The organism is Knoellia flava TL1 (assembly GCF_000768675.1).
Classification (GTDB): Bacteria; Actinomycetota; Actinomycetes; order Actinomycetales; family Dermatophilaceae; genus Knoellia; species Knoellia flava.
In genome coordinates this window covers 1-14,822 of the sequence record NZ_AVPI01000021.1, presented here as the reverse complement: position 1 = coordinate 14,822, position 14,822 = coordinate 1, and the positions used below count along the sequence as shown (strand labels likewise).

Below are 14,822 nucleotides of genomic sequence, written 5' to 3'. Positions count from 1 at the left end.
GTTCTCGCGGCCCCCGGTTCGTCACCGGGGGCCGCAGCGCGTCCGGGCCCTGTGGATGACGGATCGGCGCGGGACCGGCGCTGTGCGAGATTGGCCGGACCCCACGATCCGGAGGCACCGATGCCACAGCCGCTCATCGTCGTGGACGGCCGAGGTGGCCTCCCCGACGAGATCAGCCGCCAGCTGCGCCTGACCGGTGCGGCCCGGGTCCACGGCGGGCCGTTCGCGGCCGACGCGGCCGAGGCCCTCATGGCGACGAGCCCTCGCGAGCGCCCGGCTGCGGTCGTGCTCGTGGCCACCCGCACGGTCAACGTCGAGGCGACCGCGCCATGGCACCGGGCCGGGATCCTGCACCTGCCGGTGACGTGCGACGGCGACGTCGCCACGGTGGGCCCCCTCGTCGCGCCGGGCGGCGGCGCGTGCTGGCGCTGTCACGCCCTCACCGCCCACGACCTCGACGCCGTGGGCGCCCTGCCGAGCAGCCGCCTCGCCCTCGACCCCGTCGCCCTCCCGCCCGGTGGTCTCGGCGTCCTCACCGCCGCAGTGACGGCGACGGTCGCGCTCGGTGCCGTCGCCGGTGCCACGCGACTCGTGGGGGTGTCGACCGAGCTCGAGGTCGCCGGCCCGACCGTGACCCACCGGCACTGGGAGCGCCACCCGTTGTGCGCGTCCTGCTCACCGTCGCGGGCGCGCAGGCCGTCCTCATCGGGCACGGGTTCGGGAGTCCGCGCACGGGCGTCAGGGGGTCACGACACAATGGCGGGGTGAGTGACATCCCCCGACGCTCCCTCTCCCGCACGGCCAAGCTCGTCGGCCTGCCGCTGGGGCACGCCGGTCGGGCCGCCGTGGGCCTGGGTCGACGGGTCGGGGGCGCACCGGCGGAGGCCATCGCGGCCGAGCTCCAGGCGCGCACGGCCGAGCAGCTCTTCGCCGTGCTCGGCGAGCTCAAGGGCGGGGCGATGAAGTTCGGCCAGGCCCTGTCGGTCATGGAGGCCGCGATGCCCGAGGAGCTCGCCGGGCCCTACCGCGCGACGCTCACCAAGCTGCAGGACGCCGCCCCCCCGATGCCGGGTGAGCGCGTGCACGCGATCCTCGCCGACCAGCTGGGCCCGCGCTGGCGTACGTCGAAGTTCCAGTCCTTCGAGGACCGCCCCGTCGCCGCCGCGTCCATCGGGCAGGTGCACCGGGCCGTGTGGCGCGACGGGCGCCAGGTCGCCGTCAAGGTGCAGTACCCCGGGGCCGGCGAGGCGCTGCTCTCCGACATCAACCAGCTCTCGCGCGTGGCGCGGCTCGCCGGGGCCTGGATCCCCGGCATCGCGATGGGCCCGATCCTCGACGAGGTCAAGGAGCGCATGAGCGAGGAGCTCGACTACGACCTCGAGGCAACCCATCAGCGGGCGTTCGCCCGGGCCTTCCGCGACGACGAGGAGGCGTTCGTCCCCGACGTCCTCGCGCACTCGTCGCAGGTCATCGTCTCCGAGTGGGTCGAGGGGCGGCCGCTGTCGCAGGTCATCGCCGACGGCACGCCGGCCGAGCGCGACCAGGCCGCCTCGCTCTACCTCGAGTTCCTCCTCCGGGGCCCCAACCGGGCACGCCTCCTCCACGCGGACCCGCACCCCGGCAACTTCCGCATCACGCCCGACGGCCGGCTCGGCGTCCTCGACTTCGGCGCGGTCAACCGGCTGCCGAACGGCATGCCCGACTCCCTCGGGGAGCTCATCACCCACACGCTCGCCGGCGACGAGGCCGCGCTCGGGACAGTCCTCCGCCGGGCCGGCTTCATCCGTCCGGGCGTCGAGGTCTCCGACACCGCGCTGCTGCACTACCTCCAGACGTTCGTCGAGCCGCTCGAGCACGAGTCGTTCACCTTCAGCCGCAGCTGGCTGCGCTCGGTGTCGGCGACGATCCAGGACCCGCGACGCGAGGAGTTCCTCGTCGGGCTGCGCTTCAACCTGCCGCCCGAGTACCTCCTCATCCACCGGGTGTGGCTGGGCTGCATCGGCGTCCTCTGCCAGGTCGGCGGGACGGTGCCGATGCGCGAGATGGTCCTCGCACACGTGCCGGGCGTCGACGAGGACGCGCTGCCACCGCCTCGGTGAGCGGACGGCATACCGTCTGAATGACGCGCGTATGCCGGTGGCCCGCGTTCGCGGGACCGGCTCGGCTCAGGCCTTTGCGGCCTTGGCCGCCGCCTTGGCCGACTTCTTGAAGTCGCGCACCTTCTGGAGCGACTCGGCGTCGACGACGTCGGCGACCGAGCGGAAGCTGCCGGACTCGGAGTAGGCACCGGCGGCCTTCTCCCAGCCCTCGGGACGGACGCCGAGCTGCTTGGCGAGGAGGGCGACGAAGATCTTGGCCTTCTGCTCGCCGAAGCCCGGGAGCGCCTTGACCCGGGCGAGGAGCTCGGCACCGGAGGACGCGTCGGACCAGATGCGGCTGGCGTCGCCGGCGTAGTCGTCGCGGACGACGGTCGCGAGCGCCTGGATGCGGGCGGCCATCGACCGGCCGTAGCGGTGCACCGCCGGCGGGGTGGCGCAGAGGTCCGCGAAGCCCTCGGGGTCGGCGGCGGCGATCTCGGAGACGTCGAGGGTGCCGAACCGCTCGAGCACCTTGGCAGGTCCGGCGAAGGCGCGCTCCATCGGGAACTGCTGGTCGAGGAGCATGCCGGTGAGGAGCGCGAACGGGTCCTCGCTGAGCACCTTGTCGGCGGCCGGGTCCTGGGCGATCGTCAGCGTGGGCATGGCCCCAGCCTAGGACGCGGGTCGACGGGGTCAGGCGCCGATGCGGTGGGCGGTGCGGGCGACCGGCAGGCCCTCGCCGCGCCACGCCGCGAACCCGCCGACGACGTCGGTCGCGCGGTCGAGCCCCAGCGAGCGGAGGGCATGGGCGGCGAGGCTCGAGGTGTAGCCCTCCTGGCACAGGACGATGACGCGGGTGTCGAAGTCGACCCCGGGCAGCGCGACGTCCTGACGCGGGTCGAAGCGCCACTCGAGGACGTTGCGCTCCACGACGAGCGGCGACAGGCCAGCTGCGACCTCGCCCTCCTCCGCCCGCTGCGCCGCGGGCCGGATGTCGACGAGCCATGCCTCGCCGGAGCGGACCTCGCGCCAGGCGTCGCGCGCCGAGAGCCGGTCGAGCCGGCTGCGCGCCTGCGCGAGGAGCTCGTCGATGCCCGTCCCCGGCTGGTGGGTCGCCTGCTGGGCCGTCACCAGCCCACTCCCCGCTGCTCGACGCCGGACGGCACGAGGGCGCCGTCGACGAGGTCGTAGTGCGTCATCTGGTCGAGCCGGGGCGAGTAGGCGTGGACGCTGAGCGCGGTGACTTCGCCCTCGTTCGTGACGTCGTGGAGGTGCTTGGGACCGAACGCACGTCCCTCCCCCTCGGTGAGGATCCGCTCGTGGAGGTCGCCGTGGACGAGCTGGCGCTCGGTGAGCGCCCCGCGCACGACGGTGAAGGCGCCGCGCGAGCCCCCGTGGTCGTGGAAGCCGGTGCCGGCACCGACGGGCCACTCGATGACCCAGAGCTGGAGGTGGTGGGTCTGCGCGAGCTGGTGCCACCGGCGCCCGCCGGGTTCCTCGGCGCGTTCGGGCAGCAGGTCGGGCAGCTCGGGGTCGGCGGCGAAGAGCCGCGCGACGCGCAGCAGCTGGACGGGCGTGAAGGTGTTGACGCCGGGCAGGGCCGAGGCGGGTCGGGCGAGGGTCATGGGTGTCTCCGGGGATGTCGTCGGAGGTCGCGGGCGGGGGCGACCGGGTGCTGGGTGCGGGTGACGGGTGTCGAACGAGGGAACGCGTCAGCGGCAACAGCGACAGCACATGACGGCAGCGGGCATCACCGGGAGGGTCCGGGCGGCTGCGGTCGACGACATGGGACGAGCGAACCACGGCGGCACCGACGCGTCCACCACGGATGGCGCGCGTCTCAGGACGTGGTCAGCGGACGGCATACGACGGGGGTGGGAGTCGGCCACGCCGGGTCCGGACATGGAACGACGCCGCCCCCGGCGTGGGAGCGGCGCCGATCCTGGTCGTTCATCGCACGATCATGCGGACCTCGGCGAGCATCCGCTCGCGCTCGAGGTGCGCCTGCGCCTTGCGCTGTGCTTCGTGCACGTTGCGCTCGTGCAGCTGGCGACGAACCTGGTGCATTCGCCTGCGGTACATGGTTCCTCCAAGGATCCAGGTGGGTGGTCATGAGGTCTGGGGCCGGTCGACGGTGTCGATCGGGTGCTGCGGGTTGCCGCTCATGCGGCGACGGTCTCCTTGCGCGGGCGGCCACGGGGCCGCTTGCGGGGAATGACGACGCCCTGCTCGAAGAGCTCGCCTCCCCAGACGCCCCAGGGCTCCTGCCGGGTGAGGGCACCCGCGAGGCAGGCCTCCCTGATGGGGCAGGTCGCACAGAGCGCCTTGGCGAACTCGACTCCGGCGGGGGTGTCGGCGAACCAGATCTCCGCGTCGTTCTCGCGACAGGGCACGGAGTCACCGAGTTCTGCAGTGCACTCCTGCGCGTCGATGAGGTCGGTCAGCTGCACGGGGTGTCACCTCCTTCTCCCACCCGGTCGGGGTGGGGGTTGTGTTGCGTCGGTTGTGTGGTGGTCGGTGGATCGACGGACAACGAAAAAGGCCGCGGATCCCGGGTGGGTTCCGCGGCCTGGAGGCCAATCGCGCTGTGGACTACAGCGGCGACGCCTGACAGGAGGCGGACAGATCACCCGTGGTGAAGCCGAAGGGGGCATCGGCGCGGACACCGGCGCCGAGCGGGGCACCCATGCCGGCAGCGGACACAGTGGTCCCCTGAACCGAGGCAATGGGGGCAAGGGTCGGCAGTGCGCCCTGGCGCTCACGCGTGCGGAACGGGACGGTGTAGTCCGTCGCGATGCTCTTCGTGGTCTCCATAGCGGCCAACCCTCCTTCACTCAGTAGGTCTGTCTGGGCACGACGTTCGTCGTGCTATGTGAGATCAGGTTAGGGGAGCGCTCGGAGGGCGTGCAACGGAATTAATGAGTTGATTTCCCCGGAAGTGCCGTCAGGCGCCGGATTCCGTTGCGGCAGAACCGGATTGGTCCGTAAAAATTGTTGCACCGTCGATGGCGTCGGCGGGAGTGGCGCCACCGAGGATCGCGAGCACCTGGGCTCCGTAGAGGTCGAGCTTGCGCTGCCCGACGCCGCTGATCGCGGAGAGGCCGGCGACGTCGCTCGGCGCCTGCTCGGCGATCGCGGTGAGCGTCGCGTCGGTGAAGACGACGTATGCCGGCACGCTCGCCGCCCGCGCGGTCGCCAGACGCCACTCACGCAGGCTCTCGAACACGGCCTCGTCGTAGGTCGCGGGACACGTCGAGCAACGACCGACGGTGCGCTCGCCCGCGGACTCGAGGTCCTTGCCACAGGTTCGGCAGGTGCTGCGCCGCACGACCTTGGCTCCCCGGCCGCCGGACCCGCCCGATCCGCCGACGCGAGAGGAGCGCTTGGGCTGGGAGCGGGCGCCCTCGCCGAGGATGCTCGCCGTCCCGTCGAGGAAGCGGGAGGGACGACGCGTCGCCCGGGCGCCGGGCGTGCGGGCGCCGGCCCACGAGAGGACGAGCCGGTCGCGAGCCCGGGTGACGCCGACATAGAGGAGGCGGCGCTCCTCCTCGATCGCCTCGGGGGTGTCGGCCATGGTGATCGGCAGGTAGCCGTCGGAGCAGCCGACGAGGAAGACCGTGCCCCACTCGAGGCCCTTGGCCGCGTGGAGCGAGGCGAGGGTGACGCCCTGCACCGAGGGTGCGTGCTGCGCGGCCATGCGCTCGTCGAGCTCGCGGACAAACGCCGGCATGCGCGCCTCACGGTCGGCCGAGTGCAGGTCGTCGGCGAGGGCCGCGAGGGCGGCGAGCGACTCCCACCGCTCGCGCGCCGCTCCCCCGGCGACGGGGACCTCGCGCGACCAGCCGGCGCCGAGCAGGACGTCACGGACGAGCTCGGGGAGGGGCACCGACCCGTCGTCGGAGCGCGCGGCGCCGCGGATGAGGACGACGGCGTCACGCACCTCCTTGCGCTGGAAGAAGCGCTCACCCCCGCGGACGAGGTAGGGGATGCCGCGCTCGGCGAGAGCCGACTCGACGACCTCGGACTGGCCGTTGGTGCGGAAGAGGACGGCGATGTCTGCGGGGGCCGTGCCGCCGGAGACGAGGTCGGCGATCTGCGCGGCCACCGCCGCTGCCTCGGCGGGGTCGTCGTCGTGGTTGACGAGCGTCGGTGCCGGGCCGGTCTCGCGCTGTGCCTCGAGGACGACCGAGCCGCTGCGCCGACCACCCGAGGGCGAGCGCAGCACGAGGTTGGCGAGCCCCACGATCTCGGGAGTCGAGCGGTAGTTGCGGACCAGCTCGACCTGGCGCGCCTTGGGGTGGCGCGAGCGGAACCCGAGGAGATGGGCCGGCGACGCACCCGTGAAGGAGTAGATCGTCTGTGCCGGGTCACCGACGACGCAGATGTCGTGGCGGTCGGCGAGCCAGAGGTCGAGCAGCCGCTGCTGGAGCGCGTTGACGTCCTGGTACTCGTCGACGACGAAGCTGCGGTACTGCTCGCGCACCGCCCGCGCGACGGTGTCGTTCTCCTCGAGGATCCCGACGAGGACGAGGAGCACGTCCTCGAAGTCGATGACCCCGCGCTCGGCCTTGACCTCCTCGTAGGCGGCGAGGACGCGGGCCATGGCGGTGAGGTCGAGACCGGGGGCCTCTCGGCCCGCGGCGCGGGCCGCCGCCGCGTAGGTCTCGGAGGTAAGCATGCTGACCTTCGCCCACTCGACCTCGGCGGCGAGGTCGCGGATACCCGTGCGGTCGAAGCGCATCCGCAGCCGCCCGGCGGCCTCGGCGACGGCACCGGCCTTGTGCGGCATCACCTCGGGGGCGGCCCCGCCGATGGCCTGCGGCCAGAAGTAGTGGAGCTGCCGCAGCGCGGCCGCGTGGAAGGTGCGCGCCTGCACGCCGCCGACCCCGAGGTCGCGCAGGCGGGTGCGCATCTCCCCTGCCGCACGCGCGGTGAAGGTGACCGCCAGCGTGCGCTGCGGCTGCTGCGCGCCGGAGAGGACGGCATACGCGATCCGGTGGGTGATGGCGCGGGTCTTGCCCGTGCCGGCGCCCGCGAGGACGACCATGGGGCCGGTCGGGTTGGCGGCGACCTCGCGCTGCTCCGGGTCGAGGCCGTCGAGGACGGCGTCGGCGGACGGGGATGCGGGCAGGGAGGACATCGGTGCGATCCTAGGTGTCGGGACCGACCGTCCGTCCACGCCTTCCACAGGAGACCCATGAGCACCCAGACCCCCGCTGCGGGCACCGTGACGATGTACTCGACGAGCTGGTGCGGCTACTGTCGGCGCCTCTCCTCGCAGATGGACCGCGAGGGCATCGCCTACGACGTCGTCGACATCGAGCGCGACGAGGACGCGGCTGTCTACGTCATGCAGGTCAACGGTGGCAACCAGACCGTCCCGACCGTCGTCTTCCCCGACGGCTCGGCGGCGACGAACCCCTCGATCGGCGAGGTCAAGCAGCGCCTCGGCGCCTGAGCGCCCGCGTTCCGGGCCCGCCGACGGGCGTCAGCCCCGCAACGTCACCTCGGGGGCGTCGATCTCCTCGCCGTACCAGTGCTCGATGAGCCGACGCGCGATGGAGATCCGCCGCGAGATCCGCAACGACCCGTCGGCGACCGCGCGGGCCAGCTCGTCGCGGTCGAACCACCGCGCCTCCTCGATCTCGTTCTCCTGGAGGACGAGGTCGGTCGAGAGGGCGCGCGCGGTGAAGCCGACCATGAGCGAGGACGGGAACGGCCACGGCTGGTCGCCGAGGTAGGTGACGTCGGTGACCCGCACGCCGACCTCCTCGTGGACCTCGCGGGCGACGGCGGCGGCGAGGCTCTCACCCGGCTCGACGAACCCGGCCAGCACCGACATCCCTTGGGCCGCGAAGCCCACACCACGGGCGAGCAGCAGGCGGTCGTGCTCGTCGACGACCGACATGATGACGGCGGGGTCGGTGCGCGGGTAGTGCTCGCTGCCGTCCCTCGGGCACACCCGGATCCAGCCGGCCTGTGCGGGCTCGGTCGGAGCCCCGCACTGCGGGCAGAAGCGGTGTCGCGCATGCCAGTTCGCGAGCCCGGTGGCCGTCGTCAGCACGCCTGCGTCGAGGTCGCCCATCTGCGCGCCGACGCTGCGGAGCCCGTGCCGCGCGGAGTCGTCACCGCTCGCGTCGGCCGCCTCCGCGACCGAGAGCACGTATGCCGTCCCGCCCACCTCGGCGTCGTGCCCCAGATAGGCGACGAACCGGCCTGCGTCCGCGGGCACTGGTGACCGGTAGGTGAGGGCGATGTGTCCGTCCGCGTCCTCACGGACGAGCGCACGACCGTCGACGAGCTCGACGACACGGGTCGACGGGTCGCCGAGCAGGGTCTCGAGGAGGCCGGGTTCGGAGCGGAGGTCGCTCCGGCGTTCGAGGCTGCCGCGGGAGAGGGCCAGGGACGGAAGACTCGCTGCTCGGGCCACGTTGCCCACCCTAGAGCGCGCCCACGGCATACGGTGAACGGGTGGAGCGCACACCGACCTTCCTGGCAGCCCTGGCCAGTGCCGGCGTGCCGGGGCTGAACCCGGTGAGCGTCGAGGCGCTGCCAAGCGTCCCGGACCAGGACTACGACGTCGCCTTCGTGCAGGACAGTGAGCACCGTCGGTGGGTCGTTCGCGCCCCTCGCAGCGAGGCCGCCGGCGCCCGCATGGACCTCACCGTGACCCTGCTCCAGATGCTCGCCCGCCGACTGCCGTTCACGATTCCGTCGCCGCGCGGCTTCGTCGAGCTCAAGGGTGGCGGCCGGGCGATGATCTATCCCTACCTGCCGGGCCACAACCTCGCGTTCGACGAGCTCCCGGCGGGGCCGGGGCCGGCGGCCGAGCTGGGCCGGGCGCTCGCCGCGCTGCACAACACCGACGTCCGGCTCTTCGACGAGGCCGGGATGCCGACCTACGACACCGACTCCTACCGACGGCGGCGCCTCACCGAGCTCGACCGCGCGGCCGAGTCGGGACGGGTCCCCACCGCGCTGCTCGCGAGGTGGGAGCGCGCACTCGAGGACGTCGCTCTGTGGCGGTTCGCGCCGACGTGCGTGCACGGCGACCTCACCGGCGACCAGGTGCTCGCGGTCTTCGAGGACGACAGCGACTCCTCGACCGGGCGCATCCGGGGCATCACCGGCTGGGAGGACGCCAAGGTCGCGGACCCTGCCGACGACTTCGCCGCGCTCGTCGAGGAGGCCGACCCCGCCGCCCTCGAGACGGTGCTCGAGGCCTATGCCCACGCTCGGGTCGAGCGCCCGGACGCCAACCTCGTCGTGCGGGCGCGGCTCGCCTCCGAGCTCGGCATCCTCGCGGAGCTCATGCGTGCCGACGCCCGGGGCGACGCGGCGGCGGTCGAGGGGCTCTCGGGACGTCTGCGCAGGCTCGATGACGAGGTCCACGCCGAGCAACCCGGCGACGACTACCACCGTGGCTCGCTCACCCCGGTGGCGCTGCGCGGCCGCACGACCCCACCGCCGGTCGTCGCGGAGGAGGACGACGACGACACCGACATCACTCCCCCGACGTCATCTTCGACGGACGACCCCGCATCGGTCGACACCGTGTCGGACGGCGCGCGGTCCGACGACGTCGAGCTCGACGACCCTGCTCACGACACCGCGACCGACGAGCCGGAGGCCACTGTCTCCGAGAGCGTCGATGCGGAAACCGCACCGACCCGGCCGGACGGTCCTGCGAGCGAGGACGCCGGAAGCGACCCCGGAGTCGGCACCGGAAGCGACGGCGCCGAGACCGGCGCGGCCGGGACGTTCCAACGCGACACATCCGTGCACGCCATGGACGACGGCGACGAGGCTGCGGCCGACTCCGACGACTCCGTAAGCGCACCGGCCGGCGCCGCCGAGCCCGTCGACGAGGACGACGAGGACGACGTGGCGTGGACCCCCCGCTCCTTCACCGAGCGTCCTGCCGTGCGACCCGTCGACGACGCGGACGTCACCCACGACGACGACCTCACCGACGAGGAACTGCCTCCAGAACTGCGCTGAGCCCGGCCTCGTCGGCGAGGTCCGGCCAGACCGTCTCGCCGGTGCCGGCGTAGTAGAACGCGCCGCGCACCCGCTCGGGCTCGATCCCCCGCAGACGCGCCCACGCGATCCGGTAGGCCGCGAGCTGGAGCGCGCGGACGCGCGCCACCTCACCGGTCGGCCGGCTTCCGGTCTTCCAGTCGACGATGACCCACTCGGCGCCCTCGACGTCGCGGAAGACCGCGTCGACGCGGCCACGGATCGCGACCCCGTCGATGACGGTCTCGAGCGAGGTCTCGATCTCGGCCGGTTCGCGGGTCGCCCACGGGCTGTCGAGGAAGCGCGCCCGCATGGCCGGCAGCTCGTCGTCACCCAGAGGGTCCTCGTCGGCGCTTCCGGGGAGCTCGAGGATGTCGACGATCGCCGCTCGTGCGTAGTGCTCCTCGACCCAGGCGTGGAACGCGGTGCCGCGACGGGCTGCCTGCGCAGGCGCCGAGGGCATCGGGCGCCGGAGCTCGGAGGCGAACCTCTCGGGGTCGGCCGCGAAGGAGACGAGCGCCGAGGTCGACAGGTGCGACGGGAGCTCGACGGCGTCACCGTGACGGGCGGCCCGGGCGGCGCGCTCGGCGAGGAGCACGCGCAGCTCACGCCCCCAGGGCCCGTCGGCGGCCGGCTCGGGCCCCCGCTCGACGGCGTCACGGACCGCTCTGGCCGCAGGCTCGGCGCGGCGACGACGGTGAGCAAGGTGGTCGAGAGGCCAGTGGAACTCGGCGCCGTCCTCGGACCCGGGCTTGAGGAGCACCGTGCCGTCGTCGGGCGGCTCCGGCATCTCGGCCCACGGTCCACGACGGACCGCGTCACCGGCCGTGCCCGACTCCGCGACCTCGACCACCTCGTCGAGGAAGCGCGACGTCACGCGCGGCGTCTTCGGCCGGCCCCAGACGCTCGAGGTGAGCAGCAGCGCGTGGCGGGCCCGGGTCACCGCGACGTAGGCGAGGCGCCGCTCCTCCGCGACCGCGTGGCGTCCGCCGGCGACAGCGAAGTCCTCGAGCCGGCGGGCGAGCTCGTCCCAGCCGTCGGCGCTGCGCCAGCCGAGGTCCGGCAGGCCGTCACGGTCCCCGCGCAGGGCGTAGGGCAGTCCTCCGTCCTGGAGTCCCGCGAGCCAGCCCTTGTCCTTGGGATCCGAGATCCGCCACGTGCCGTCCTTGAAGGACGAGGTGTGCAGGCTGTGGGCCGGGAAGGTGCTCTCGACCATGCCGGGCACGGCGACGACGTCCCACTCGAGACCCTTCGCGGCGTGGATCGTCATCACCTGGACGGCGTCGGGCGTCGAGTCGGCGAAGCCGCGGTCGAGCCCGCGCTCCTCGTCGATGGCTGCTTTGACCCAGTCGAGGAAGCCACCGAGCGTGGGCCGGTCGGCGCTGCTCGAGAACTGTGCGGCGACGTCGCCGAAGGCGTCGAGGTGGGCCCGGGCGGTCGCCGGGGTGTAGTTGGGCCGCGCCAGGACCTCGATGTCGAGACCGAGTGCCTTCTCGGCCTCGAGGACGAGGTCGGCGAGCGGGAGGAAGGTCAGCCCGCGGAGCCGCTGGACCGTCGACGCGAGACCGGCGAGCCGGGCGGTCGCGACGTCGGAGAGCCGCTCCCCCTCGTCTCCCACCCAGCCAGCGGGAGGCAGCGAGTCGAGCGCCTCGACGATGCTGGGCGCGTCGGCGGCGTCGGGTGCGAGGTCGCGCTCGTGGCGGGCCACGGAGCCGCCACGGCGCCGCTGCTGCTCGCGCGACCAGGCGGCGAGCGCATCGAGGTCGGCGATGCCCAGCCGCATCATCGGTCCGGACAGCAGTCGCACGAGGTGGTCGCCTCGGGAGGGGTCCTGGACGACGTGGAGCAGGGCGACGACGTCCTCGACCTCGGGCGTGAGAAGGAGGCCACCGAGACCGACGACCTCGTGCGGGATGTCGTGCTCCTCGAGCGCTGCGGTGACGGTGGCGAACTCGGCACGCTTGCGGCACAGGACCGCGGCGCTCACCGGGCCCCGGGCGCGCTGCGCCAGGAGCCACTGCGCCAGGTGGTCGGCCTCGTCCGCGGAGGTGAGCAGGCGCGCTGCCTCGACCGACCCGACGCCCGCTGCGGGACGGGCCGCGAGCGGCTCCACGGGCACGCGCGAGGTCGCGCGCAGCGGGCCCGCGACGTGGTTGGCGACGTCGAGGATCGCCGCGTCATTGCGCCAGCTCGTCGAGAGGTCGCACTGGCGAGCGGGCTCGGGGTCGGCGAACTCGTCGGCGAACCTCGTCAGGGTCGTCGCGCTCGCACCCCGCCAGCCGTAGATCGACTGGTGCGGGTCACCCACGGCCGTGACGGCGGAGGTCTCGCCCGGTGCGGCATAGAGCGCCTTGAGCAGGGCGAGCTGGGCCTCGGACGTGTCCTGGAACTCGTCGAGCAGCACGACGCGGTGGCGGGCGCGCTCGATGGCGCCGATGTCGTCGAAGGTCATGGCCAGCCGGGCGGCGAGGGCCATCTGGTCGGCGAAGTCCATCGCGTCGCGGGACCGCTTGAGCCGGGCGTAGTCCTCGACGATCGGGACCACCGCGCGCCGCAGCCTCAGGTTGTCGAGCTCGCCGCGCGCGGGGTGGACCTTCTTCCTCGTGTCCCCGCGCTCCATGCCCTCGAGGTGCGCGATCACCTCGTCGAGGTGCGCGGCGACCGACTCCGGGGACTGGAGGTGCTCGGCCATCTCGCCGGCGAGGTCGACGACGGCGGCGGTCACCGTCGACTCCGCCTTCTCGACGCCGTCCATCGGTCCGTCGTAGCGGGAGACCGCCTCGTGGGCCGTCTGCCACGCAGCAGCCTCCGAGAGGAGCCGGGTGTCGGCCTCGTAGCCGAGGCGGAGGCCGTGCTCGCGGACGAGCCGGCCGGCATACGAGTGGTAGGTGGAGACGGAGACCGCAGCCCCGAGCGCGGGGGCCCCGTCCTCGGCGGCGGGGGTCCAGAGGCCGACCCGCTCGAGCTGGGCGAGCCGGTTGCCGATGCGCTCGGCGAGCTCGGTCGCCGCCTTGCGCGTGAAGGTGAGTCCGAGGACCTCGTCGGGCTGGGCGAGCCCGTTGGCGACGAGCCACACGACTCGAGCGGCCATCGTCTCGGTCTTGCCCGAGCCTGCGCCCGCGATGACGAGCAGTGGCCGCAGGGGCGCCTCGATGACGGCCGTCTGCTCCGGCGTCGGCAGGTGCGGCAGCCCGATGGCGCGCGAGACGTCGACGGCCGACCAGCGGACCGCTGCGGGTGCGAGGGTCACAGGGCCCTCCCCTCGGGCTGCGCCGGGCAGGAGCTGCGCACCGGACACGTGCGGCACACCTCGTCGGTGGGGGTCGCCGTGAACGTCGCGCCGGCCATCGCCGCTCCCGTCCCGCGGACGAGCTCCTCAGCCCACCCCGGGTCCTCGTCGCGCGAGAGCGGTGGCTGGACCTGGATCGTCGTCTTCTGGTTGGCCGCCTTGCCGAGGTGCAGCAGGGCAGCACCGGCGGACACGGGCTCGACGCCGAGGTGCCCGAAGGCACCCGACGTCACGGCGAGCTGGTAGGCGCCGAGCTGGGCGTGACGGGGCACGTCGTCGGTCCGGGGCTTGCTCGAGCCGGTCTTGTAGTCGATGACGCGCACGCCACCGTCCCGGCCGACGTCGAGCCGGTCGACGCTGCCTCGCAGCTGGACGCGTCCGAGCTCGACGCGCATCGACTCCTCGGCGGCGAGCCGTCGCCACCCGGCGGCGGTGTTCTCGTCGAAGAAGCGGGCGAGCCGGTCGAGCATCTTGCCGGCCTCGCGCTTCTTGAGATCGGTCGCCCAGCCCGGCGGCAGCCCGAGGCGGGACCAGCGCTCGTCGAGCAGCCCGCGCATCGTGGCCGCGTCGGCGTCACCCTCGGCGGCGATCTCGTGGACGAGCGTGCCGACGTCGCGCTGCCCAATCATCGGGCCGTCGCCGCCCGCGGTCGTGAGGGCCCACTTGAGCTGGCACGAGCCGAAGGCGTCGATGGTCGACGGACGCACGCGCACGGTGTCGCCGGGGCCCCGGCGCGGGCGGTCGTCGGACAGCCCGTGCAGCACCCACCACGTCGCCGGGTCGGCGCCCGGGACGCCCTCACGGGCGAGGCGAGCGAGGGCGGTGATGGCGGCCCCACGCCGTCCCGGGTCGTCCGACACGACGTCGCGGCGCAGCGTGCCGACGAGCGACGGGAGGGTCATCGGCCGCGTCCAGTCGCTCACCTCGCGCCGCTCGAGCTCGTCGGGCAGCGGGTCGACGACGTCGAGGTAGGGCGACGGCTGCTCGTCCTCGCTCCGGACGGCGGTGACGAGGAGTCGACGGGTGGCCCGCGACACTGCGACGTGGAAGAGCCGGGTCTCGTCGTGACGGACGGCGGCGAGGGCGGCGCGGTGCCCGCCGGCGCGCCCCCGGCAGACGTCGACGAGGTCGGTCGAGCCGAGGAGCGAACCGCGCAGCCGGAGGTCGGGCCAGCTCCCCTCCTGGACACCGGCGACGACGACGAGCGGCCACTCACGACCGGCGGCCGCCTGGGGCGTGAGGAGCGAGACGGCGTCACCAGCCGGCGCTCGTGCGGCCAGGGTGTCGCCGGGGACGGCCTGGCCGAGGACGTGCTCGAGGAAGGCCTCCGGCGAGGAGCCCGGCAGGCGCTCGCCGAAGGTCGCGGCCGCGCGCAGGATGGCGAGCACCGCGTCGAGGTCACGGTCGGCGCGGGCGCCCGCCGCCCCACCCGCGAG

General features: G+C 73.6%; 14 protein-coding genes. 4 read left to right on the top strand and 10 right to left on the bottom strand.

Translation table 11 applies throughout. The features are described 5' to 3' along the window. Positions 1-120 precede the first annotated feature (120 nt). A complete protein-coding gene (locus tag N798_RS08695; protein WP_035947817.1) occupies positions 121-768 on the top strand; it encodes a TOMM precursor leader peptide-binding protein in 648 nt (215 codons plus the stop codon). Further along, positions 765-2,099, top strand: a complete 1,335-nt coding sequence (locus tag N798_RS08690; protein WP_035947816.1) for an ABC1 kinase family protein — start codon at positions 765-767, stop codon at positions 2,097-2,099. The genes N798_RS08695 and N798_RS08690 overlap by 4 nt, the downstream gene beginning before the upstream one ends. 66 nt (positions 2,100-2,165) lie before the next feature. Here N798_RS08690 and N798_RS08685 read toward each other — a convergent pair whose 3' ends face one another. The 7 genes from N798_RS08685 to N798_RS08660 all read right to left on the bottom strand — a co-directional run bounded on the left by N798_RS08685 (position 2,166) and on the right by N798_RS08660 (position 7,218). Further along, a complete protein-coding gene (locus N798_RS08685) occupies positions 2,166-2,741 on the bottom strand; it encodes an HhH-GPD-type base excision DNA repair protein (RefSeq protein ID WP_035947814.1) in 576 nt (191 codons plus the stop codon). Positions 2,742-2,771: 30 nt separating this feature from the next. Further along, positions 2,772-3,209, bottom strand: a complete 438-nt coding sequence (locus N798_RS08680) for a rhodanese-like domain-containing protein (RefSeq protein ID WP_035947813.1) — start codon at positions 3,207-3,209, stop codon at positions 2,772-2,774. Further along, positions 3,206-3,703: a cysteine dioxygenase gene (locus tag N798_RS08675; RefSeq protein WP_052117082.1), complete on the bottom strand. Its 498-nt coding sequence runs from the start codon at positions 3,701-3,703 to the stop codon at positions 3,206-3,208. Before N798_RS08675 ends, N798_RS08680 begins: the two co-directional genes overlap by 4 nt. Positions 3,704-4,028: 325 nt before the next feature. After that, positions 4,029-4,160, bottom strand: a complete 132-nt coding sequence (locus N798_RS18875; RefSeq protein ID WP_268234554.1) for a hypothetical protein — start codon at positions 4,158-4,160, stop codon at positions 4,029-4,031. 80 nt (positions 4,161-4,240) lie between these two features. After that, complete coding sequence (locus tag N798_RS08670; protein WP_035947812.1) at positions 4,241-4,528, bottom strand: WhiB family transcriptional regulator; 288 nt, start codon at positions 4,526-4,528, stop codon at positions 4,241-4,243. A 142-nt stretch (positions 4,529-4,670) separates the two neighbouring features. Then, entirely contained in the window at positions 4,671-4,892 is a 222-nt protein-coding gene (locus N798_RS08665) for a hypothetical protein (RefSeq protein WP_035947810.1), read from the bottom strand. A 130-nt stretch (positions 4,893-5,022) separates the two neighbouring features. Continuing rightward, entirely contained in the window at positions 5,023-7,218 is a 2,196-nt protein-coding gene (locus tag N798_RS08660) for an ATP-dependent DNA helicase UvrD2 (RefSeq protein WP_035947809.1), read from the bottom strand. Between the two features lie 57 nt (positions 7,219-7,275). Here N798_RS08660 and N798_RS08655 point away from each other — a divergent pair, with 57 nt between their 5' ends. Then, positions 7,276-7,536 (top strand): mycoredoxin, encoded by a 261-nt coding sequence (locus tag N798_RS08655; RefSeq protein WP_035947808.1) that lies wholly within the window; start codon positions 7,276-7,278, stop codon positions 7,534-7,536. A gap of 30 nt (positions 7,537-7,566) precedes the next feature. On the opposite strand, the gene nudC is transcribed toward N798_RS08655, so the two are convergent. Beyond that, a complete protein-coding gene (gene nudC, locus N798_RS08650) occupies positions 7,567-8,508 on the bottom strand; it encodes an NAD(+) diphosphatase (RefSeq protein ID WP_035947807.1) in 942 nt (313 codons plus the stop codon). 41 nt (positions 8,509-8,549) lie between these two features. Here nudC and N798_RS08645 point away from each other — a divergent pair, with 41 nt between their 5' ends. After that, the gene (locus N798_RS08645; RefSeq protein WP_084100359.1) at positions 8,550-10,079 is read left to right on the top strand and encodes a macrolide 2'-phosphotransferase; all 1,530 of its coding nucleotides are present in this window, start codon (positions 8,550-8,552) and stop codon (positions 10,077-10,079) included. Here N798_RS08645 and N798_RS08640 read toward each other — a convergent pair. Continuing rightward, entirely contained in the window at positions 10,045-13,347 is a 3,303-nt protein-coding gene (locus tag N798_RS08640; protein WP_035947867.1) for an ATP-dependent helicase, read from the bottom strand. The two genes, N798_RS08645 and N798_RS08640, sit on opposite strands and share 35 nt — an antisense overlap. Further along, positions 13,344-14,822 (bottom strand): PD-(D/E)XK nuclease family protein (locus tag N798_RS08635; RefSeq protein WP_035947806.1); only part of this gene is annotated, 1,479 nt, incomplete at its 5' end. The genes N798_RS08640 and N798_RS08635, both read right to left, overlap by 4 nt.